Genomic DNA, 22754 nt, shown 5'->3' on the forward strand with positions numbered 1-22754 from the left:
TCGACGATGACTCACCTTTCTCGCCCCGCGCGTTCCTTTGGGCTTAAATGGCTGCTCCTGTTGCTGGTTGTTGCGATTGTCGCGGGCGTTATCTGGCGTCTGCTCTCTTCGGGACACGGGCCGGGTGAGGGAATGCCGCCGGGCGGACCGGGTGCGCCTGGCATGATGGGCGGCAGTGCAACGCTGGTTCACAGTGGCGTCGCCAGCACGGCAGATGTGCCGGTGTGGCTGAACGCGCTCGGCACGGTGATCCCCAACGCCAGCGTGACGGTGACCAGCCGCGTTGACGGTCAGCTGGAGCAGGTTTTCTTCACTGAGGGGCAGAAGGTCAGCGCCGGGCAACTGCTGGCGCAGATCGATCCGCGCAGCTATCAGGCGACGCTGAACCAGTATCAGGCTGAACTCAGCGAAAACCAGGCGCTGCTGAAAAGTGCCGAGCTGACGCTGGCGCGTTACCGCAAACTGGCGGCCCAGGATGCGCTGGCGCGTCAGGATCTGGACAGCCAGATTGCCACCGTCGGGCAGTATCGCGGTGCTGTTGCTGCCGATCAGGCGCAGATTGCCAGTGCGAAGCTGAGCATTGAGTATGCCCGGATCACCGCTCCGATCAGCGGGCGCGTCGGCCTGCGTCAGGTCGATCCCGGCAACATGGTACAGAGCTCCAGCAGTACCGGCCTGGTCACCATCACTCAGATGCAGCCCGCCGCCGTGACTTTTAGCGTACCACAAAGCGACATCCCGGCGCTGGTCAGCGTGCTGCATCAGGGGCAAAGCCTGCCCGCCACGCTGTTCGATCAGGACAACCAGCATCAGCTCGCCAGCGGCGAAGTGAAGTTCATCAGCAACCAGATTGACACCGCCACCGGCACCGTGGCGCTGAAGGCGCTGTTTGCCAACCAGGATGAGGCGCTGTTTGCTAACCAGTTTGTGAATATCAGGCTGCAGACCCAGGTGCTGAAAGGCGCGACGGTGGTCCCGGCGCAGGCGCTGCAGCTCAGCAGCGATGGCAGCTTCGTCTTTGTGATCAACAAAGATCATACCGTCACGCGCAAAGCGGTTACCACCGGCCCGGCGTTCGGCAACGATCAGCAGGCGATCCTCAGTGGTGTTTCGCCAGGTGATCGGTTGGTAACGGAAGGGATCGATCGTCTGACCAGCGGCAGCAAAGTCACGCTGGCGGATGAGACGCCCGCTGCCGGTGCTGTATCGAAATGAACCCGTCTCGCCTGTTTATTCTGCGTCCGGTCGCTACCATTCTGCTGATGGTCGGCGTGCTGATCGCGGGCATCTTTGCCTATAAATTTCTGTCGACCTCGGCGTTACCGCAGGTCGACTATCCGACCATTCAGGTCACCACGCTCTATCCGGGCGCCAGCCCGGATGTGATGGCGTCGTCGGTCACCTCACCGCTGGAGCGCCAGCTAGGGCAGATGGCGGGGCTGAGCCAGATGAGTTCCACCAGCGCCAGCGGCTCGTCGATCATTACCCTGAAGTTCAGCCTGGATCTGTCGCTGGATGTCGCCGAGCAGGAGGTACAGGCGGCCATTAACGCGGCAAATAACCTGCTGCCTGACGATCTGCCTAATCCGCCGACCTACAAAAAGGTCAATCCGGCGGACAGCGCGGTGGTGACGCTGGCCGCCAGCTCAGACACGCTGCCGCTGACCGGGGTGCAGGATCTGGTCAATACCCGGGTGGCGCTGAAGCTGTCGCAGATTTCCGGCGTCGGAATGGTGACGCTGGCGGGCGGTCATCAGCCCGCGATTCGGGTGCAGATGAACCCGCAGGCGCTGGCGGCGCATCATCTGACGCTGGAGGCGGTAAATACGCTGATCGGCAACAGCAACGTCAATGGCTCTAAAGGCGGCTTTGACGGCAAATATCATTCGGTCACCATCGACGCTAACGACCAGCTGCGTACTGCCGAAGAGTACGGCAACCTCATCCTCACTTACGAAAACGGCGCGGCGCTGCGCCTGAAAGATATCGCCCATATTGAGCAGGGTCCGGAGAACAGCTTCCAGTCCGCATGGGCCAACAACCAGCCCGCGATTGTCATCAGCGTGCAGCGTCAGCCTGGCGCAAACGTGATTCAGGTGGTGGACAACATCAAGGCGCAGCTTCCTGCACTGCAGGCGGCGCTGCCGGACGGGGTGAAGATGACCATTCTCTCCGACCGCACCCAGACCATTCGCGCCTCAATCAGCGACGTGCAGTTTGAGCTGATGCTGTCGATTGCGCTGGTGGTGATGGTGACCTTCCTGTTCCTGCGCAACGTGGCCGCCACGCTGATCCCCAGCGTGGCGGTGCCGCTGTCGCTGGTTGGCACCTTTGGCGTGATGTATCTGGCGGGCTTCAGCCTGAATAATCTGTCGTTGATGGCGCTGACCATCGCCACCGGTTTTGTCATCGATGACGCTATCGTGGTGGTCGAGAACATTTCCCGGCGGCTGGAGCAGGGCGAGTCACCGATGGAGGCGGCGCTGAAAGGTTCACAGCAGATTGGCTTCACCATCATCTCGCTGACCTTTTCCCTGATTGCGGTGCTGATCCCGCTGCTGTTTATGGGCGATGTGGTCGGGCGGTTGTTCCGGGAGTTCGCGATTACGCTGGCGGTGGCGATCCTGGTGTCGATGCTGGTATCGCTGACGCTGACCCCGATGCTGTGCGCGTATCTGCTGCGGCACATTCCGCCCGAGCAGCAGTCAACCTTTGCCCGCAAGGGCGGCGCGCTGTTCGACCGGCTGGTGCGCGGCTATGACCGGCTGCTGACCGTAGTGCTGAACCATCAGAAACTGACGCTACTGGTGGCGCTGGCGACCTTCGGGCTGACGGCGCTGCTCTATCTGATGGTGCCGAAAGGTTTCTTCCCGACGCAGGATACCGGGCTGATTCAGGGCGTCACCATTGCGTCACAGGATGTCTCGTTTAAAGCAATGGCCTCGCGCCAGCAGGCGCTCTCGGCGTTGATCCTGAAAAATCCGGCGGTGGAGAGTGTTTCATCGACCATCGGTATCGACGGCACCAATACCAGCCTCAACAGCGGACGGTTGCAGATCAACCTTAAGCCGTTTGGCTCCCGCGATCTCAGTGCCAGCGAGGTCATCAGCCAGCTGAACCAGGCGACCGCCAGCGTGCCGGGTATCCGGCTCTATCTGCAACCGGCGCAGGATCTCACCGTCAACGATCAGGTGTCGCCGAGTCAGTATCAGTTCACCCTTGACGACGCCGACAGTGAAAATCTGGTCCGCACGTCGCCGAAACTGGTGGCGGCCTTGCAGCAGCGGCCCGAGTTTAATGGCGTGGTGAGTAACCTGCAGGATCAGGGGCGCGTCTCTTACGTGGAGCTGAACCGGGACAAAGCGGCACGCTTCGGCATTACCGCATCGGACGTGGACACTGCGCTCTATAACGCCTTTGGTCAGCGTCTGGTCTCGACCATTTTTACCCAGTCGAATCAGTATCGGGTAGTGCTGGAAGTCGCGCCGGCTTACCAGCAGGGTCCGGCGTCGTTTGATGATGTTTATCTGCAGCCGTCCACCAGCAGCAGTTCAACGTCGTCATCCACCAGCACGACGTCATCTGCCTCTTCATCCACCTCTTCATCCACATCGACGTCGACGTCTGCTTCCGCTTCAGACACAACCTCCACCACCAGCGGGATGGTGAAACTTACCGCTATCGCGACGATTCATCAGCGCACCGGCTCGCTGATGCATATGCGGCTGAATCAGTTCCCGGCGGTGATGATCTCCTTCAACCTTAATCCAGGCTACTCGCTGGAGGATGGCCAGCGGGCAATTGCGGAGGTGCGCCAGCAGCTGCAGCTACCGGAGAGCACCACGCTGCGCTATCAGGGAGAAACCTCGGCGTTTCAGAGCGCCACCGGCAATACGCTGTGGCTGATTCTGGCGGCGCTGATCACCATGTATGTGGTGCTTGGCATCCTCTATGAAAGCTTTATCCATCCGGTGACGATTCTCTCTACGCTGCCGTCGGCGGCGGTGGGCGCGCTGCTGACGCTGTTGCTGGCGGGCACGGAGTTCAGCCTGATTGCGCTGATTGGCGTCATCCTGCTGATCGGCATCGTGAAAAAGAACGCCATTATGATGATCGACTTTGCGCTGGAGGCGGAACATCAGCAGCACCTCAGCGCGCGTGAGGCGATTCATCAGGCCTGCCTGCTGCGCTTCCGTCCGATTCTGATGACGACGATGGCGGCGCTGCTCGGCGCGCTGCCGCTGATGCTCGCCTCCGGCTCGGGTGCTGAGCTGCGGCAGCCGCTGGGGCTGGTGATTGTCGGCGGACTGATTGTCAGTCAGGTGCTGACGCTCTTCTCCACGCCGGTGATCTACCTCTGGTTTGACGGGCTGGCGCAGCGCGGCAACGCCTGGGTGAAGCGCCGTCAGCAGCAGGCGCGGAGCGGGCAATGAACCTGACCCGGTTGTTTATCTTTCGTCCGGTGGCGACGCTGCTGCTGACGCTGTCGATCCTGCTGCTCGGTGCACTGGGCTACCGACTGCTGCCGGTGGCACCGCTGCCGCAGGTCGATTTTCCGACCATCATGGTCAGCGCCAGCCTGGCGGGGGCCAGCCCGGAAACTATGGCTGCGACGGTCGCTACCCCGCTGGAACGTTCGCTCGGGCAGATTGCCGGTATCAGCGAGATGACCTCCAGCAGTTCGCAGGGATCCAGCAGCATCATCCTGCAGTTTGAGCTGGACCGCGATATCAACGGCGCGGCACGCGACGTGCAGGCGGCGATCAACGCGTCGCGTAGCCTGCTGCCGAGCGCGATGGCCTCGCTGCCTACTTATCGCAAAGCCAATCCGTCAGACGCGCCGATTGTGATGCTGGCGCTGACTTCTGCCACCCGCACGCCCGGCGAGCTTTACGATCTGGCGGAGAGCAAGATCGAACAGGCAATGGGGCAGGTGAAGGGCGTGGGCGAAGTGTCACTGATGGGCAGCGCCTTACCCGCGGTGCGTATTGATCTGCAGCCGCTGAAGCTGACCCACTACGGCATCTCGCTGGAGACGGTGCGTGCCGCCGTTGCCAACAGCACCACCAATCTGCCTAAGGGGATTCTGCAGGGCAGTGACCAGTCGTGGCTGGTGGACAGCAACGGCCAGCTGGAGAAGGCGGCCAGCTACCGCGATCTGATCATCACTTATCAGCAGGGCAAGGCGGTGCGGCTGCGTGACGTCGCGACGGTCTATGACTCGGTGGAAGACCGTTATCAGGCGGGATTTCTGAATGCCACGCCTGCGGTGATGATCGGCATCAAACGGCAGGCGGGCGCCAACATGCTCGAAACCATCGACGCGATCAAAGCGCAGCTGCCGCTGCTGGAAAAGAGCCTGCCCGCAGACAGCCAGCTGAAAGTGGTGGTTGACCGCTCGCCCGGCGTGCGCGCCTCGCTGTATGACACCGAAGAGACGCTGCTGATCGCGGTGCTGCTGGTCATCGCGGTGGTGTTTATTTTCCTGCGCAATCTGCAGGCGGTGATCATTCCGGCACTGGCATTGCCAGTGTCGCTGATCGGCACCTGCGCGGTGATGTACCTGCTGGGGTACAGCCTGGATAACCTGTCGCTGATGGCGCTGATTATCTCCACCGGCTTCGTGGTGGATGATGCGATTGTCGTGCTGGAGAACATCACCCGTCACATTGAGCGCGGACTCAGCCCACTGCGGGCGGCGCTGCGCGGGGCGCAGGAGGTGAGTTTCACCGTGCTGTCGATGACCGTATCGCTGATCGCGGTGTTCATCCCGATCCTGCTGATGGGCAGCATTGTCGGGCGGCTGTTCCGCGAGTTTGCCGTGACGCTCACCGTGTCGCTGCTGATCTCGCTGTTTGTCTCGCTCAGCCTGACGCCGATGCTCTGCGCACGCCTGCTGAAACCAAAGCCGCCCGTCAGCCAGCGGCCGCATCCGCTTTATCAGTTTATTGAAAACCAGCTGAACCGCCTGCTGGTCGCCTACGGACGCGGGCTGGCCTGGGTGATGCGCCATCAGAAACTGACCCTGCTCAGTCTGCTGCTGACCGTGCTGCTGAATGTTTTTCTGTTCACCGTGGTGCAGAAGGGCTTTTTCCCGAACCAGGACACCGGGCTGCTGATGGGCGCACTGCGCGCCGATCAGAACATTTCGTTTCAGGCGATGAAGCCGAAAATGCTGATGTTCACGAAGATCATTCAGGAAGATCCGGCGGTCGAGAGCGTGATGTCGTCGATGGGCAGCGGGATGTTTGGCTCCCGTAACAGCGCCAACTTCTTTGTGCGGCTGAAGGACTTTGACCAGCGCGATGCCACGGCCACCGAAGTGGCCAACCGGCTGACGCGTAAAACCAGCCACATCGCTGGGGCCCAGATGTTCCTGATGGCGGCGCAGGATCTGCACATCGGCGGACGCAGCGCTAACGCCACGTATCAGTACAGCCTGCAGGCAGACGATCTGGATCTGCTGCGGGTCTGGACGCCAAAAGTACAGGCGGCGCTGGCGGCGATCCCCCAGCTCAACAGCGTAGACTCCGACTCGCAGACGGGTGGGCAGGAGGTGGAGCTGACCATTGACCGCGACCGTGCTACCCGGCTGGGCGTTGACGTGAAAATGCTCGATACGCTGCTGAATAATGCGTTCAGCCAGCGGCAGATCGCCACGCTCTATCACACCCTGAATCAGTATCACGTGGTGATGTCGCTGCAGGACAGCGACACCGCGAATCCGGAGACGCTTCAGCAGCTCTATGTGATTGATGACAGCGGTGACCGCGTGCCGCTCTCCGCCTTTGCCCGCTTCAGCGGCGGTAATGCGCCGCTGTCGGTGGCGCATCAGGGCCAGTCCGCCACCAGTACCGTAGCCTTCAACCTCAATGAGGGCGTCTCGCTGGAGCAGGCGCAGGGTCTCATCAAACAGGCGATGGCGAAGCTGGGCCTGCCGTCGACCATTCATGCCGGTTTTGCCGGTACCGCCGCCGCCTTTTCCCAGCTAACCGCCACCATGCCGTGGCTGATTCTGGCGGCGCTGGCAGCGGTTTATATCGTGCTCGGCGTGCTCTACGAGAGCTACATCCATCCGCTGACCATTCTCTCGACCCTGCCGTCTGCGGGCGTCGGCGCGCTGTTGTTGCTGCTGCTGACCAACACGCAGCTCACGGTGATCGCGCTGATTGGCATCATCCTGCTGATTGGCATCGTGAAAAAGAACGCCATCATGATGATCGATTTTGCCATCGACGCGGAGCGGCGGCAGGGCATGTCGCCGCAACAGGCGATCACCCAGGCGTGTCTGATGCGCTTCCGGCCGATCATGATGACTACGCTGGCCGCCTTTTTCGGCGCGTTGCCGCTGGCGCTGGGCAGCGGCGGTGATGCCGATCTGCGCAGTCCGCTGGGGATTGCCATCGCGGGCGGTCTGGCGCTCAGCCAGCTGCTGACGCTGTTTACCACACCGGTTGTTTATCTGTGGCTCGACCGTCTGGGTCGTGCCACTCAACGTCAATGGCGTCGTCTGCGCCATGCGGAATCCTGATCCATGAAACCACTTATCCCATTTATTGTGCTGCTGCTGGCTGGCTGTAGCGTTGGCCCCGACTATCAGCGCCCGACGGTGGCGATGCCGGTTCATTATAAAGAGGCCCGGGGCTGGCAACAGGCAACGCCGCTGGATGCGCAAAGCAAAGGCGAATGGTGGACGGTCTATCACGACGCCACGCTGAGCGGGCTGCTGAGCCAGGTCAGTGTGTCGAATCAGAATGTGGCGACCTATGCCGCGCAGTACCGGCAGGCGCAGGCGCTGGCGGCGGAGTCTCGCGCGTCGCTGTTTCCTTCGCTGGGCTATGATAGCAGCGTGACGCGCAGCGGCAGCCATGCAACCAACAGCAGCGTTCGCACCACCAGCAGCAGCCATCAGGCAGAGCTGAGTGCCAGCTGGGAGCTGGATCTGTGGGGCAAACTGCGGCGCACGCTGGAGGAGGACCGCGCCAGCGCCTCGGCCAGCGCGGCGGAGCTGGCGAATATCACCCTGAGCGCCCAGTCTGAGCTGGCGCAGGACTATTTCCAGCTGCGCATCATGGATCAGAAAATCGCGCGTTATCAGCAGAGCGTTGATGCCTATCAGCGCTACCTGAACGTCATTACCAGCCAGTATCAGGCGGGCACCGCATCGCGGGCGACGCTGGCTCAGGCGCAGCTTCAGCTTGAGAACGCCAGCGCCTCGGCGCAGGATTACCAGTGGCAGCGCGCGCAGATGGAGCACGCCATTGCGCTGCTGGTCGGCAAAGCTCCTGCCGACTTCAGCCTGGCCGCCGCACCGCTGACCGCTACGCTGCCCGCGATTCCGGCAGCCCTGCCGGGCGAGCTGTTGCAGCGCCGTCCCGACATTGCGTACGCCGAACGCAACATGGCCGCCGCCAATGCCGCCGTGGGTGTAGCGGTGGCCGGTTACTATCCCGACCTGACCCTGAGCGCCAGCGGTGGCGTCAGTGCTTCGGTGCTGCATTCGCTGTTCTCACTGCCGAACCGCGTCTGGTCGCTGGGGCCGGAGCTGAGCGGCACGCTGCTTGACGCAGGTGCGACCTCTGCCAAAGTCGATCAGGCGCGGGCAGGCTGGGATGCCAGCGTCGCGACCTATCGTCAGACGGTGCTGTCCGCGATGCAGGAAGTGGAAGATAAACTGGTGGAGCTGAATACGCTGCAGGGCGAAATTGCCGCGCAGCAGCGCGCCACCGACGCAGCGCAGACATCGGCGCGGGTGACACGTCTGCAGTATGAGGCGGGCATGATTAACTACCTGGATGTGGCAACTACTGAGAACAGTAGCCTGAGTGCGCAGCAGAGTTTGCTGACGCTGCAGAGCACGCAGTGGGTCAGCAGCGTGGCGCTGATTGCCGCACTCGGCGGTGGCTGGCAGGCCCCCTGAAGCCGCGTCAGATTGCCGATAATTCGGTTGTCGAACCGCGTCAAATCCTGCATCGTGAGGGCTATTTTTCACGATGCTAAGGAGCTGGCATGGCTTTCAAACTATTACGCCTGATATTCCGACTGTTATGGCGGGTCGAACTGCGTGGCGACGTCGCCGAACTGCATAAGCAGAAGGTCCTGATTACGCCGAACCATATGTCGTTTCTCGACGGCATGCTGCTGGCGCTGTTTTTGCCAATTAAGCCGGTATTCGCCGTCTACTCGACCATCAGCGAAAGCTGGTTTATGCGTCTGATAAAACCCTTTATCGACTTTGTGCCGCTGGATCCGACGCGGCCTATGGCACTGAAGCAGCTGGTACGGCTGATTGATACAGGCCGTCCGGTGGTCATCTTCCCGGAAGGACGGATTACCGTGACCGGATCGCTGATGAAGATCTACAGCGGGGCCGGCTTTGTCGCCGCGCGTTCAGGCGCGAATGTGGTGCCGATGCGCATCGAAGGCGCTGAATACACGCCGTTTGGTCGTCTGGCAGGCGTGTTTAAACGTCGCCTGTTCCCGCGCATCACCCTGACCATTCTGCCCGCGACCCGCATTCCGATGCCGGAAGCGAAGCGGGCGCGCGACCGGCGCGTGCTGGCCGGGGAGCATCTGCATCACGTGATGATGGAAGCGCGCATGGCGGTGCGTCCGCGTGAAACCCTGTTTGAGGCGTTCCTGGCGGCACGGACACGCTATGGCGCGTTTAAGCGCTGCATCGAAGATGTGAATTTCAAACCCGACAGCTACACCGGACTGCTGAAGAAGTCGCTGGGCGTGGGCCGTATTCTGGAGCGCTACAGCCAGCCGCGTGAAGTGGTAGGGCTGCTGCTGCCCAATGCCACCGTCACGGCGGCGGCGATTTTCGGGGCTACGCTGCGCGGGCGTGTTCCGGCCATGCTCAATTACAGCGCGGGCGTTAATGGCATGCGGGCGGCACTGACCGCCGCACAGATCAAAACCGTCTTCACATCACGGCAGTTCCTGGACAAAGGCAGCCTGTGGCATCTGCCGCAGGGGCTGGATGATGTGCAGTGGATCTACCTGGAAGATCTCAAAGATACCATCACCGGCAAAGACAAGCTGTGGATCCTTGCGCATCTGCTGATGCCGCATCGCGCCCAGTTGCCTCAGCAGCCGGAAGACGCCGCGATGGTGCTGTTTACCTCCGGCTCGGAAGGCAATCCCAAAGGCGTAGTGCATTCACATAAAAGCCTGCTGGCGAACGTCGAGCAGATCCGCACCATCGCGGACTTCACCCCTCGCGACCGCTTTATGTCGGCGCTGCCGCTGTTCCACGCGTTTGGTCTGACCGTCGGGCTGTTTACGCCACTGATGACCGGCGCGCAGGTCTTCCTCTATCCCAGCCCGCTGCACTATCGCATTGTGCCGGAGCTGGTCTATGACCGTAACTGCACCGTGTTGTTTGGCACCTCAACCTTCCTGGGTAACTACGCGCGCTTTGCCGCGCCCTATGATTTTGCCCGTCTGCGCTATGTGGTCGCGGGTGCGGAGAAGCTGCAGGAGAACACCCGTCAGCTCTACATCGAGAAGTATGGTATTCGCATTCTTGAAGGCTACGGCGTAACCGAGTGCGCGCCGGTCGTGGCGATTAACGTACCGATGGCGGCGAAGACGCATACCGTGGGACGCATTCTGCCGGGCATGGATTCACGGCTGATGTCGGTGACGGGCATTGAGCACGGCGGACGTCTGCAGCTGCGCGGGCCGAACGTGATGAAGGGCTATCTGCGGGTCGAAAACCCGGGCGTGCTGGAAGCGCCGGTCGCCGACGATGGTGAAGGCAATATGGAAGCGGGCTGGTACGACACTGGTGATATCGTCAGCTTCGATGAAGGCGGCTTCTGCCAGATTCAGGGCCGTGCCAAACGCTTTGCGAAGATTGCCGGTGAGATGGTGTCACTGGAGATCGTCGAGCAGATCGCCCTCAAAGCATCACCGGACAAACAGCACGCCGCTTCACTGCGACCGGATGGTCAGCGTGGTGAGGCACTGGTGCTGTTCACCACCGATGCTGAGCTGGCGCGCGACAGGCTGCAGAAGGCGGCCCGTGAGCTGGGTGCGCCAGAGCTGGCACTGCCGCGTGATATCCGTGTCATGAAGCAACTGCCGCAGCTGGGCAGCGGTAAACCCGACTACGTCACGCTGAAAAAAATGGTGGAAGAGGAGCAGGCATGAGCCTTGATCGTAATGCGCCGCTGATGTCGCGCGGCATGATTGCCGTGATTATCGCCCAGTTCTTTTCGGCCTTCGGCGATAACGCGCTGCTGTTTGCCACGCTGGCGGTGCTGAAAAGTCAGTTCTATCCCGAGTGGAGCCAGCCGGTATTACAGATGCTGTTTGTTGCAGCCTACATTCTGCTGGCACCGTTTGTCGGTCAGGTGGCGGACAGCATGGCGAAAGGGCGGGTGATGATGCTTGCTAACAGCCTGAAGCTGCTGGGCGCGCTGGTGATCTGCTTCGGCTTTAATCCCTTCCTCGGCTACACTCTGGTGGGCGCGGGCGCAGCGGCCTACTCGCCGGCCAAATATGGCATCCTCGGTGAGATCACCCATGGCGAGAAGCTGGTGAAAGCCAACGGGCTGATGGAGGCCTCGACTATCGCCGCCATTCTGCTTGGCTCGGTGGCAGGCGGTATGCTGGCTGACTGGCATATTCTGGCAGCGCTGGGGATCTGTGCGCTGACCTACGGCATCGCCGTGGTCGCGAACCTGTTTATCCCGAAACTGCAGGCGGCACGGCCGGGTCAGAGCTGGCGATTTGATGTGATGACGCGCAGTTTCTTTAGTGCCGCTGCGCTACTGTGGCGTGACGCAGAGACGCGCTTCTCGCTGCTTGGCACCAGTCTGTTCTGGGGCGCAGGCGTAACGTTACGTTTTCTGCTGGTGCTCTGGGTGCCGGTGGCGCTGGGTATCAATGACAACACCACGCCAACCACGCTGAATGCGATGGTCGCGATCGGTATCGTGATTGGCGCGGCGGCGGCGGCAAAGCTGGTCACGCTGGAGACCGTGCGTCGCTGCATGCCAGCCGGTGTGCTGATTGGCGTGATGGTGGTGGTCTTTGCGCTGCAGCACTCCCTGATGAATGCCTATTTAGTGCTGATGCTGATTGGTGCGCTGGGCGGTTTCTTTGTGGTGCCGCTGAATGCGCTGCTGCAGGCGCGCGGCAAAGAGAGCGTCGGGTCAGGCAATGCAATTGCGGTTCAGAACCTGGGCGAGAACAGCGCCATGCTGATCATGCTGGGGCTTTATACGCTGGCGATTAAGGCGGGTGCACCTGCGGTGGCGACGGGCGTCGGTTTTGGCGTGCTGTTTGCGCTGGCGATTACGGTGCTGTGGCTATGGCGACCGGCTAAGCGGTAACGAATTCGCCGCCTCTTCCGGCTTACGCGGGGAGAGGCGGCGTGAGGCTTAGCGACGGACGGCAATCGCTTCGATTTCGATCTTCACATCTTTTGGCAGACGCGCCACTTCAACACAGGAACGCGCCGGGAAGTTAGCCTCATGCTCGGTGAAAAACGCTTCATACGTCGCGTTGACCGTGGCGAAATCATTCAGGTCCTTCACGAATACCGTGGTTTTCACAATGTCACCCACCTTCAGACCCGCGGCTTCAACAATCGCCTTCACATTTTCCAGTGACTGACGCGCCTGTGCGGCAATGTCATCTGCCACCTGGCCGGTCGCCGGATCGACCGGGATCTGACCTGAGGTAATGATCATGCTGCCCAGATCGACACCCTGAACATAGGGACCGATAGCGGCAGGGGCTTTTTCAGTACTGATTTCACGAGACATCATGGCTCCTTTAATTATGTCGTCAGGCGGCGATGCCGCCGGTGTTGCCCATTATAAGGTCGGGCAGGGCGATTACCAGTGACCCAGCACCACATGACGGGCGAACTCTTTCTCGCAATATTTGCACTTCAGATGCACATCGTCGGCGCGCTGCTTCACGGCAAAGCTGGAGAAGACCGGCTCGCTGCGGCTGATGCAGTTGCTGTTCGGGCAGGTCAGCACCCGTTCAACGTGATCCGGCAGCGTCGGGGCGATCTTCGCCACCACTTCGTAGTCGTCGATGCGGTTAACCGTGGCGTGCGGCGCATAAACCGCCAGCTGATTTACCTGATCGTCGGTGAGAAAGGTGTTCTCAATCTTGATCAGATCTTTGCGGCCCATCTCGCCCGACGGCAGATTCAGACCGATAGTAATGCGCTGATCGGTTTCGGTCAGCCGGAACAGGGAGAGCAGTTTAAAACCGATCTGCGCCGGAATATGGTCGATGACCGTACCGCGTTTGATCGCTTCGACCTGCAATTTGTTGTCCTGCGTCATGGGGATTCTCCTTACAGGGCGAGTTCGCTGTTTAAAACCAGTGCCAGCAGAGCCTGGCGCGCATAGATGCCGTTACCCGCCTGCTGGAAATACCAGGCATACGGGGTTTTATCGACATCAGTGGTGATCTCGTCGATGCGTGGCAGCGGGTGCAGCACCTTCATGTTGTCGCGTGCCGTACTGAGATCGGCGGCGCGCAGAATGAACTGTGCTTTGACGTTGGCATATTCAGAGGGATCGAGCCGCTCTTTCTGCACGCGCGTCATATAGAGGATATCGAGCTGTGGCATCACCTCTTCAAAGCTGTCGTGACGGGACCAGGCGATGTTCTTCTCATCCAGCATATCGGTGATATAAGCTGGCATCGCCAGCGCATCGGGCGCGATGAAGAAGAAGCGGTTGCCATCAAATTTTGCCAGCGCCTGCGTCAGAGAGTGCACGGTGCGGCCATACTTCAGGTCGCCGACCATCGCCACATTCAGCTGATTAAGACGGCTCTGCGTCTCCTGAATGGTGAAGAGATCGAGCAGCGTCTGGGTCGGATGCTGGTTTGCGCCGTCACCGGCGTTGAGAATCGGGATGCCGCCCGAGAATTCGGTCGCCAGCCGCGCTGCGCCTTCCTGCGGATGACGCATCACGATCGCATCAACGTAGGTGCCGATGACGGAAATGGTGTCGGCCAGGGTTTCGCCTTTTTTGCCCAGCGAGGTATTACTGCCGTCCGCAAAGCCCACCGCTGACGCGCCCAGACGATGAATCGCGGTTTCAAACGACAGGCGGGTACGGGTCGAGGCCTCAAAGAAGCAGCTGGCGATCACCTTATGCTTCAGCAGTTCCGGCTGCGGATGGGCTTTAAGCTTCGCGGCGGTGTGCAGCGCCAGTTCCAGCTCTTCACGACTGAGGTCGTTGATTGAAATAATGTGCTTGCGATATAGCGGGTTAGGCATAGCTCTCTCCTCTGCGCGGCCGGATTGCGGACAAAAAAAAGCCCCTGATTAAGGGGCTTTTTTTTGATCGGGTCGATGACCGAAAGAAACAGCAGCGCCGCCTGCGGTCAGGCGTGATTGAGCGTTAAATTGTCCGCTGTGCTGTCGCATATTTCCTCCGGCAAATTGGGCCGCATTATACCCGTTCGCGGTGGCGCGGCAAGAGGAAAACGTTTGCGCCTCGGTAGCAGCTAAGCGCGCATGGGAGGTCAGACGGGTGACGCGCTCTGCACCAGCAAACGTGACTTCGTGTCATCAGCCCATCTGAATCCCGCCGGTCAGCGCTGGCCCAGCGTGGCGACCATCACCGCTTTAATAGTGTGCATCCGGTTCTCGGCCTGGTCGAACACAATGCTGTGCGGCGACTCAAACACTTCGTTGCTCACTTCCATGCCGTTGGGCAGATCGTACTGTTCTGCCATCTGCTGGCCCAGTGTGGTCTGATCGTCATGGAAAGCGGGCAGGCAGTGCAGGAATTTAACCTGCGGGTTACCGGTCAGATCGAGCATCGCACGGTTGACCTGATAGTCACGCAGCAGGGCGATACGCCCGGCCCAGACGTCTTTGGCTTCGCCCATGGACACCCAGACATCGGTGTAGATAAAGTCAGCGCCTTTTACGCCATCAGCAATATCTTCGGTGAGGGTAATTTTGCCACCGGTCTGCTGCGCAGCATCGCGGCACTGCGCCACCAGTTCGTCCTCTGGCCAGCAGCTCTTCGGAGCCACCAGACGCAGATCCAGACCGACCTGAGCAGCGGCTTCCAGCATGGTGTTACCCATGTTGTTGCGCGCATCGCCCACGAAGACCAGCGTCATCTCGCTGAGTTTTTTGCCCGGCAGATGCTCCTGCATGGTCAGCAGGTCGGCCAGCAACTGGGTCGGGTGAAACTCGGTGGTCAGACCGTTCCACACCGGCACACCGGCGTGTTCTGCCAGCGTCTCCACCAGCTCCTGACCGTAACCGCGATACTGAATGCCATCGTACATGCGGCCCAGCACCCGCGCGGTGTCGCGCATTGACTCTTTATGGCCGATCTGACTGCCACTCGGGCCGAGATACGTGACGTTTGCACCCTGATCGTAAGCGGCAACTTCGAAAGAGCATCGGGTACGGGTCGAGTCTTTTTCGAAGATGAGCGCGATGTTTTTGCCTTTCAGATACTGCACTTCGCTGACGCTTTTTTTCGCCTGTTTCAACTCCGCAGACAGGGAAAGCAGGTGGTCAATTTCGGCGGGGGTAAAATCCAGAAGCCTGAGGAAATGACGCTGATACAGTTGACTCATACAACACTCCGGTAATCATAAAAATGAATTAAAATTCAATTTAACCGTATGAATATTCATTTTCAAGTCTGCTGTTAATAAACTTTTCGTTTTGTGTAGTGGCGCGACAGGCAGTGTGGGAAAATAATTGATTATTGCCGAACTCAGAGAGGACATTGTCATGGCATATGAAGCATTACTGGAAGAGCAGCAGGAAGAGACACGGCAGATTATCGAAGAGCTGCTGGAGGATGGCAGCGATCCTGATGCGCTCTATACCATCGAGCATCATCTCTCATGCAATAATTTTGATTCACTGGAAAAAGCCGCGGTTGATGCGTTCAAGCTGGGTTATGAAGTGACCGAGCCGGAAGAGCTGGAGCTGGAAGATGGCACCACTGTGATGTGCGTCGACATCATCAGCGAATCTGCGCTGAAGCCTGAACTGATTGATGTGCAGGTTGAGCAACTGGTGAACCTGATTGGTAAGTACAACGTCGACTATGACGGCTGGGGCACCTATTTCGAAGACCCTGATGCCGAAGATGAAGACGAAGATGACGACGCCATCGAAGATGAAGATGATGATGGTATTCGACACTAAATAGCCGGGGCGGAGAGTTCTCCGCCTGTCACTTCTGCCACGCCTTTAGACATCATGAATTACGCACCTTTACTTGAACCTATCTATCAGTTTCTGCACTGCCGCACGCCACAGGCCTGGATTGATGAGGCGCGCAAGCCGGAAAATCTGACCCTGCTGTTAACCGACCATCTGGTGTGCGAACTGAAAGCCGCCCAGACCGCCGTGTGGCTGATCCGCAAATATGTCGCCGACAAACCCAGCGGCGACGCCATTCTGGCGTGGCTGAAGCCCTATGAAAATTTTATCTTCCGCGAAGATGGCGACAGCGACTTTATCAACGCCCATAAGAACCTGACGAAAAGCGTTATTGTGCGCAATGCGCTGCCGTGGGCGGATGAGCTGGTGGAGAAGATGGTGCTACTGATTAAAGAGGAGCTGCATCACTTCTATCAGGTGTGGGAAATTATGCAGTCACGCGGGCTGGTCTATCAGAAGATTACCTCCAGCCGCTATGCCAAATCGCTGCTGCGCGAAGTGACCACCCATGAGCCGGAGACGCTGGTGGATAAGCTGATTTGTGGTGCTTATATTGAGGCGCGATCCTGCGAGCGTTTCGCCAGTCTGGCACCATATCTTGATGATGAACTGGCGACGTTCTATATTTCGCTGCTGCGCTCCGAGGCGCGGCATTATCAGGACTATTTAACGCTGGCGGCACAGATTGCCGGTAAAAATATCGCGCCGCGGGTTCAGGCGATTGGCGTAACAGAAGGGCGGTTAATCAGCGAACCGGACAACGAATTACGCTTTCACAGCGGCGTTCCCGCGTTCTGATACGGCTGCACTGGCGGGGCGGGCAGCCTCGTCTGTCACAGTAGTTTCAGCATCCGCACTTCGCAGTCGATATGGCCGGTGCAGCCCATCGCGCTGTCGATATGCTCAAAGCCCAGCGACTCATAAAGTTTGATGGCCCGCGTCAGGCTGGCGGTCGTTTCCAGATAACAGCGACGGAAGCCGTGGCTGCGTGCATGTTCCATCGCCCGCAGCGCCAGTTCGCGCGCCAGGCCCTGACCGCGCACCTCTGGCAGGAAGTACATCTTTTGCAGTTCGCAGATATCGGGCGCGCTGCAGGCGAGAGGCGCAACCCCTCCGCCGCCGACCACTTTGCCCTGATACTCCACAATCCAGTAGGCGCTTTGTCCGGCACTGTAAAGCTCAAACAGCTGGTCGAGCTGGGGATCGGAGACGGTATAGCCCTTGTCAGCCGTCAGGCCGAACTCCGCAGAAACATCACGGATCACCCGGGCAATATGCGCATTATCAGCGGCCGTAATTGGCCGTACCTGGAGGTCAAAACGCGGGATGGTACTGGTCGTCATCATCTCTTCCGGATTTGTACGAGATCAATAAAAAAGCCGGGCAAGCCCGGCTTTATGAATAAGCTGTCAGCTAAGACGCTTACAATGCCGCAATGACCGCCTGCTGTTCAATCAGTTTTGTTTTTGATTGTTGCAGGTCTGCCACGCGTTCGCGCTCTTTCGCAACGACCGCTTCCGGCGCGCGTGACACAAAGCCTTCGTTCGCCAGCTTGGTCTCAATCTTCTCGATCTCGACATCCAGCTTAACCAGCTCTTTCGCCAGACGCTCCAGCTCGGCAGTTTTATCCACCAGATCGGCCATCGGGATCAGCAGCTCAGCGCCTTCCACAATTTTGGTCACCGACACCGGGCCTTTCTCGCCCGCAGGCAGAATGGTCAGGCTCTCCAGACGCGCCAGACGCGACAGGAAGTTGCGGTTAGCTTCAACGCGACGCAGCGCCGCAGGCGAGCAGTCACGCAGCAGCACATCCAGCGGTTTGCTCAGCGCGATGTTCATCTCGGCACGGATGTTACGCACCGCGACGATCGCCTGCTTCATCCACTCAATGTCCGCTTTCGCTTCGGCATCTTCTTTCGCCGCATCATACTGTGGGAAAGGCTGCAGCATAATGGTGTCGTCGCTGATATTTTTCAGCCCCTTCACGCGCTGCCAGATGGTTTCAGTGATAAACGGAATGATCGGGTGCGCCAGGCGCAGCAGCGCTTCCAGCACGTGAACCAGCGTATGACGGGTGCCGCGCAGTTCAGCTTCACTGCCGCTGTTCATCACTGGCTTGGTCAGCTCCAGATACCAGTCGCAGAACTGGTTCCAGGTGAAGTCATACAGCAGGTTAGCCGCGATGTCGAAACGGTAGCTATCCAGCGCTTCACGGTATGCTTTCACCGTGTTGTTGAACTCGGTCAGGATCCAGCGATCCGCCAGCGACAGCGTCATGTCGCCGCCGGTCTGTCCGCAATCCTGGTCTTCGGTGTTCATCAGCACGAAGCGGCTGGCGTTCCACAGCTTGTTACAGAAGTTGCGATACCCTTCCAGGCGTTTCATGTCCCAGTTGATGTCGCGACCGGTTGAGGCCAGCGCCGCCAGAGTGAAACGCAGCGCATCGGTGCCTGATGGCTCAATGCCATCCGGGAATTGCTTCTCGGTACGTTTGCGGATCTTCTCCGCCAGCTGTGGCTGCATCATGTTGCCGGTGCGTTTTTCCAGCAGCGCTTCCAGCGAAATGCCGTCAACCATATCCAGCGGGTCAATCACGTTGCCCTTGGATTTCGACATCTTCTGACCTTCTTCATCGCGGATCAGACCGGTCATGTAGACGGTTTTGAACGGCACCTGCGGTTTGCCGTTTTCATCTTTGATGAAGTGCATGGTCAGCATGATCATGCGGGCAATCCAGAAGAAGATGATGTCGAAGCCGCTGACCAGCACGCTGGTCGGATGGAAGGTGCGCAGCGCTTCGGTGTTTTCCGGCCAGCCCAGGGTGGAGAAGGTCCACAGACCTGACGAGAACCAGGTATCCAGCACGTCGTCATCCTGACGCAACGCCACATCGGCGGCCAGGTTGTTCCCGGCGCGGACTTCCTCTTCGGTGCGGCCAACGTAGACGTTACCGTCGTTGTCATACCATGCCGGGATGCGGTGACCCCACCAGAGCTGACGGGAAATACACCAGTCCTGAATATCGCGCATCCAGGAGAAGTACATGTTTTCATATTGCTTCGGCACAAACTGGATGTCGCCATTCTCAACGGCTTCAACGGCCACTTTTGCCAGCGGCGCGGTACGCACATACCACTGGTCAGTCAGCATCGGCTCGATCACCACGCCACCACGATCGCCGTAAGGCACGGTCAGCTCGTGCGGCTTGATCTCTTCAAGCAGGCCCAGTTCATCGACAGCGGCAACGATGGCTTTACGCGCGGCAAAGCGTTCCATGTTCCGGAAGGCGGCCGGGATCTCATCGGAACAGGCATCGCTGGCTTCGCCGTTGGTGTCATACACCTGAGCGCGGTCGCGGATATCACCATCAAAGGTCAGGATGTTGATCATTGGCAGCTTATGACGACGACCCACTTCGTAGTCGTTAAAATCATGCGCCGGGGTGATCTTGACGCAGCCGGTGCCTTTTTCCATGTCAGCGTGTTCGTCGCCAACGATTGGAATCAGACGGTCAACCAGCGGCAGCATCACAAATTTGCCGATCAGATCTTTGTAACGCGGATCTTCCGGGTTAACGGCCACGCCGGTATCGCCCAGCAGGGTTTCCGGACGGGTGGTGGCAACGACCAGGTAATCTTTACCGTCGGCGGTTTTTGCGCCATCAGCCAGTGGATAGCGGATATGCCACATCGAGCCTTTGCTCTCGCGGTTTTCCACTTCCAGATCGGAGATTGCCGTGCGCAGTTTAGGATCCCAGTTCACCAGGCGTTTGCCACGGTAGATCAGGTTCTCTTTGTAGAGGCGAACAAACACCTCTTTCACGGCATTGGAAAGGCCGTCGTCCATGGTGAAGCGCTCGCGCTCCCAGTCGACGGAGTTACCCAGGCGGCGCATCTGACGGGTAATCGTGCCGCCGGATTCCGCTTTCCACTGCCAGATTTTCTCGATGAACGCATCGCGGCCATAATCCTGGCGCGTCTTGCCCTCTTCAGCCGCAATTTTGCGCTCAACCACCATCTGCGTGGCGATGCCCGCGTGGTCAGTACCGGCCTGCCACAGGGTATTTTTCCCCTGCATGCGCTGGTAACGGATCATGGTGTCCATGATGGTTTGCTGGAAGGCGTGACCCATGTGCAAGCTACCAGTGACGTTCGGCGGCGGGATCATGATGCAAAAGCTTTCCTGGCGGGTATCGCCATTCGGTTTGAAGTAGCCCTGCTTTTCCCAATGCTCGTAAAGCGGCTGCTCGATATCTTGCGGGTTATATGTCTTTTCCATTTCTGCTATGTCGTTTGCGGCTGTGGTGGCGCTGCCGTATTCAATTGGAATCCAACGCTGCGATACGCTTTATAGCGTTCGCGCGCCAGTTGTTTGAGAGCGTCCTCGTAAGGAACGAAGTCTATCACTTCATGGAAAGCAGTAGCAAAATCTGCGAAGTGGGGCAGCAGGCTAATCAGCAGGTCGCGCTGAGAACTGCCGCGACGCTGTGGCCAGGCCAGTTCGACCGGCGCACCGTAGCGCGGGCCTTCACCCGCCAGGTTGTGCGGCACGAAGGCATTTGCCGGTCGTTGCCATAGCGCTTCGTCGAGACGAATAGCTTGCTGTTCGTCTTCGCAGGCGATCAATACCCGCTTTCCGGCCCGCCAGCGTGTTTCCGCCAGATTGCACACCAGCGCTTCTACGGCACTCAGGCCATCGCTCGTTGCATCGGTTTCCAGCACGTAGAAGGTTGCGTTTTTCATCGGTTAGCTCATCAGAAGATCAAGGGCGGATTCAGATCCGCCCTTGCTGTCAGAAAAGAGGGCGCTTAGTCGTCGCCGTTCAATCCTGCCCGATTCAACAGAAACTGCGACAGCATCGGCACCGGACGTCCGGTCGCGCCTTTGGCCTTGCCGGAGCGCCAGGCGGTACCGGCGATATCAAGGTGCGCCCAGTTATATTTGCGGGCAAAGCGAGCCAGGAAGCAGGCGGCGGTAATCGCGCCACCAGGACGGCCACCGATGTTGCCCATATCGGCAAAGTTGGACTCCAGCTGCTCCTGGAACTCATCCGCCATCGGCAGACGCCAGGCGCGATCGCCCGACTGCTCCGAGGCGCTGATCAGCTCATGCGCCAGCGGGTTGTGGTTCGACAGCAGGCCGCTGATGTGATGACCCAGCGCAATCACGCAGGCGCCGGTCAGCGTTGCCACGTCAATCACCACTTCCGGGTCGAAACGTTCCACGTAGGTCAGCGCATCGCACAGCACCAGACGGCCTTCGGCGTCGGTGTTAAGTACCTCAACCGTCTGACCAGACATGGAGGTCAGCACGTCGCCCGGACGCATTGAGCGGCCATCCGGCATGTTTTCACAGCCCGCCAGCACGCCCACTACATTCAGCGGCAGATTCAGCTCGGCCACCATCCGCATCACGCCATAGACGGCGGCCGCACCGCACATGTCATATTTCATTTCGTCCATGCTGTCGGCAGGCTTGATAGAGATGCCGCCGGAGTCAAAGGTCAGCCCTTTACCCACCAGCACAATCGGGCGCGCTTCAGCGTCGGGATTGCCTTTGTATTCAATCACCGACATCAGCGATTCGTTCTGCGAACCGGCACCGACAGCGAGATAGGCGTTCATGCCCAGCTCTTTCATCTGCTGTTCGCCGATCACGCGGGTGGTGACATTTTTGCTGAAGGCATCGGCCAGCTGACGCGCCTGCGACGCCAGATAGGCTGCGTTACAGATGTTTGGTGGCATGTTGCCGAGATCTTTAGCGGCTTTCATGCCGGCAGCGACCGCTAATCCATGCTGGATAGCGCGTTCGCCGCTGGTGAGTTCACGGCGGGTCGGCACGTTAAACACCAGCTTGCGCAGCGGACGACGCGGCTCGGCTTTGTTACTTTTCAGCTGGTCGAAGTTGTAGAGCGCCTCTTTTGAGGTCTCCACCGCCTGACGCACTTTCCAGTAAGTATTACGGCCTTTGACATGCAGCTCGGTCAGGAAGCAGACCGCTTCCATGGAGCCGGTGTCGTTCAGGGTGTTGATTGTTTTCTGAATGACCTGCTTGTACTGGCGTTCATCCAGCTCACGCTCTTTACCGCAGCCAATCAGCAGAATACGCTCGGACAGGATATTTGGCACATGATGCAGCAGCAGTGTCTGGCCCACTTTTCCTTCCAGCTCGCCGCGGCGCAGCAGGGCGCTGATGTAGCCGTCGCTGATTTTATCCAGCTGTTCGGCAATCGGTGACAGACGACGCGGTTCGAAAACGCCAACGACAATGCAGGCACTGCGCTGTTTTTCCGGGCTTCCGCTTTTTACACTGAACTCCATGCACTCTCCTGAATCTTAAAGACAACGGCCGCTGCTGCCGCTAGAATGTAGCGCGCTCATGACCCATTTATTCATTGTCGCAGCATGACATTCTGCTGCTGGAGGTCATAATGAATCAGGGTGACAGGATGTTGTTTTTTCACCACCCGGACGCGTTTTTCATACAAATTTAGCTACGGCGACGGCCATTGATGAAGAAAAATGGCTGATAAGCGTTGAAACTAGCGATTTTCCTGCAAAAAG

The 22754-nt window shown here is 59.2% G+C and carries 16 protein-coding genes; 8 read left to right on the forward strand and 8 right to left on the reverse strand.

The annotated features are described in order from the left end of the window. The first annotated feature begins 6 nt into the window (after nucleotides 1–6). The 6 genes from QSK07_RS05975 to lplT all read left to right on the forward strand — a co-directional run bounded on the left by QSK07_RS05975 (nucleotide 7) and on the right by lplT (nucleotide 12347). Nucleotides 7–1215, forward strand: a complete 1209-nt coding sequence (locus tag QSK07_RS05975) for an efflux RND transporter periplasmic adaptor subunit (protein WP_285721097.1) — start codon at nucleotides 7–9, stop codon at nucleotides 1213–1215. Then, complete coding sequence (locus QSK07_RS05980; protein WP_285721098.1) at nucleotides 1212–4433, forward strand: efflux RND transporter permease subunit; 3222 nt, start codon at nucleotides 1212–1214, stop codon at nucleotides 4431–4433. The genes QSK07_RS05975 and QSK07_RS05980 overlap by 4 nt, the downstream gene beginning before the upstream one ends. Further along, the gene (locus QSK07_RS05985) at nucleotides 4430–7531 is read left to right on the forward strand and encodes an efflux RND transporter permease subunit (RefSeq protein WP_285721099.1); all 3102 of its coding nucleotides are present in this window, start codon (nucleotides 4430–4432) and stop codon (nucleotides 7529–7531) included. Before QSK07_RS05980 ends, QSK07_RS05985 begins: the two co-directional genes overlap by 4 nt. 3 nt (nucleotides 7532–7534) lie before the next feature. Continuing rightward, nucleotides 7535–8920 carry an efflux transporter outer membrane subunit gene (locus QSK07_RS05990; protein ID WP_275220382.1) on the forward strand — a complete coding sequence of 462 codons (1386 nt, stop codon included), beginning with the start codon at nucleotides 7535–7537 and terminating at the stop codon, nucleotides 8918–8920. Nucleotides 8921–9009: 89 nt separating this feature from the next. After that, on the forward strand, nucleotides 9010–11160 hold the full coding sequence (gene aas, locus QSK07_RS05995; protein ID WP_285721100.1) for a bifunctional acyl-ACP--phospholipid O-acyltransferase/long-chain-fatty-acid--ACP ligase: 2151 nt from the start codon (nucleotides 9010–9012) through the stop codon (nucleotides 11158–11160). After that, nucleotides 11157–12347, forward strand: a complete 1191-nt coding sequence (gene lplT, locus QSK07_RS06000) for a lysophospholipid transporter LplT (RefSeq protein WP_285721101.1) — start codon at nucleotides 11157–11159, stop codon at nucleotides 12345–12347. Before aas ends, lplT begins: the two co-directional genes overlap by 4 nt. A 48-nt stretch (nucleotides 12348–12395) precedes the next feature. On the opposite strand, the gene ridA is transcribed toward lplT, so the two are convergent. From ridA to argF, 4 genes are all read right to left on the reverse strand, one after another. After that, the gene (gene ridA / locus QSK07_RS06005) at nucleotides 12396–12782 is read right to left on the reverse strand and encodes a 2-iminobutanoate/2-iminopropanoate deaminase (RefSeq protein WP_013359937.1); all 387 of its coding nucleotides are present in this window, start codon (nucleotides 12780–12782) and stop codon (nucleotides 12396–12398) included. A gap of 72 nt (nucleotides 12783–12854) precedes the next feature. Then, complete coding sequence (pyrI, locus tag QSK07_RS06010; RefSeq protein ID WP_010251684.1) at nucleotides 12855–13319, reverse strand: aspartate carbamoyltransferase regulatory subunit; 465 nt, start codon at nucleotides 13317–13319, stop codon at nucleotides 12855–12857. An 11-nt stretch (nucleotides 13320–13330) separates the two neighbouring features. After that, nucleotides 13331–14266: an aspartate carbamoyltransferase gene (gene pyrB, locus QSK07_RS06015; protein ID WP_147789326.1), complete on the reverse strand. Its 936-nt coding sequence runs from the start codon at nucleotides 14264–14266 to the stop codon at nucleotides 13331–13333. Between the two features lie 317 nt (nucleotides 14267–14583). Next, nucleotides 14584–15591, reverse strand: coding sequence for an ornithine carbamoyltransferase (argF, locus tag QSK07_RS06020; protein ID WP_285721102.1), 1008 nt, complete (start codon nucleotides 15589–15591; stop codon nucleotides 14584–14586). Nucleotides 15592–15751: 160 nt separating this feature from the next. Between argF and rraB the strand changes: the two genes are divergently transcribed. Beyond that, nucleotides 15752–16174, forward strand: coding sequence for a ribonuclease E inhibitor RraB (rraB, locus tag QSK07_RS06025; protein WP_013359940.1), 423 nt, complete (start codon nucleotides 15752–15754; stop codon nucleotides 16172–16174). A gap of 54 nt (nucleotides 16175–16228) precedes the next feature. Beyond that, nucleotides 16229–16990, forward strand: coding sequence for a tRNA isopentenyl-2-thiomethyl-A-37 hydroxylase MiaE (miaE, locus tag QSK07_RS06030; protein ID WP_285721103.1), 762 nt, complete (start codon nucleotides 16229–16231; stop codon nucleotides 16988–16990). Between the two features lie 35 nt (nucleotides 16991–17025). Here miaE and QSK07_RS06035 read toward each other — a convergent pair whose 3' ends face one another. The 4 genes from QSK07_RS06035 to pepA form a co-directional block, all read right to left on the reverse strand. Then, nucleotides 17026–17538: a GNAT family N-acetyltransferase gene (locus QSK07_RS06035; protein WP_285721104.1), complete on the reverse strand. Its 513-nt coding sequence runs from the start codon at nucleotides 17536–17538 to the stop codon at nucleotides 17026–17028. A gap of 76 nt (nucleotides 17539–17614) precedes the next feature. Then, entirely contained in the window at nucleotides 17615–20470 is a 2856-nt protein-coding gene (locus QSK07_RS06040) for a valine--tRNA ligase (protein WP_285721105.1), read from the reverse strand. Nucleotides 20471–20475: 5 nt separating this feature from the next. Continuing rightward, nucleotides 20476–20934 carry a DNA polymerase III subunit chi gene (locus tag QSK07_RS06045; RefSeq protein ID WP_098051638.1) on the reverse strand — a complete coding sequence of 153 codons (459 nt, stop codon included), beginning with the start codon at nucleotides 20932–20934 and terminating at the stop codon, nucleotides 20476–20478. A 65-nt stretch (nucleotides 20935–20999) separates the two neighbouring features. Next, nucleotides 21000–22511 (reverse strand): leucyl aminopeptidase, encoded by a 1512-nt coding sequence (pepA, locus tag QSK07_RS06050; RefSeq protein WP_285721106.1) that lies wholly within the window; start codon nucleotides 22509–22511, stop codon nucleotides 21000–21002. Nucleotides 22512–22754 lie beyond the last annotated feature (243 nt).

Origin of the sequence: Pantoea sp. QMID4, assembly GCF_030270445.1 — a bacterium.
Taxonomy (GTDB): domain Bacteria; phylum Pseudomonadota; class Gammaproteobacteria; order Enterobacterales; family Enterobacteriaceae; genus Pantoea; species Pantoea vagans.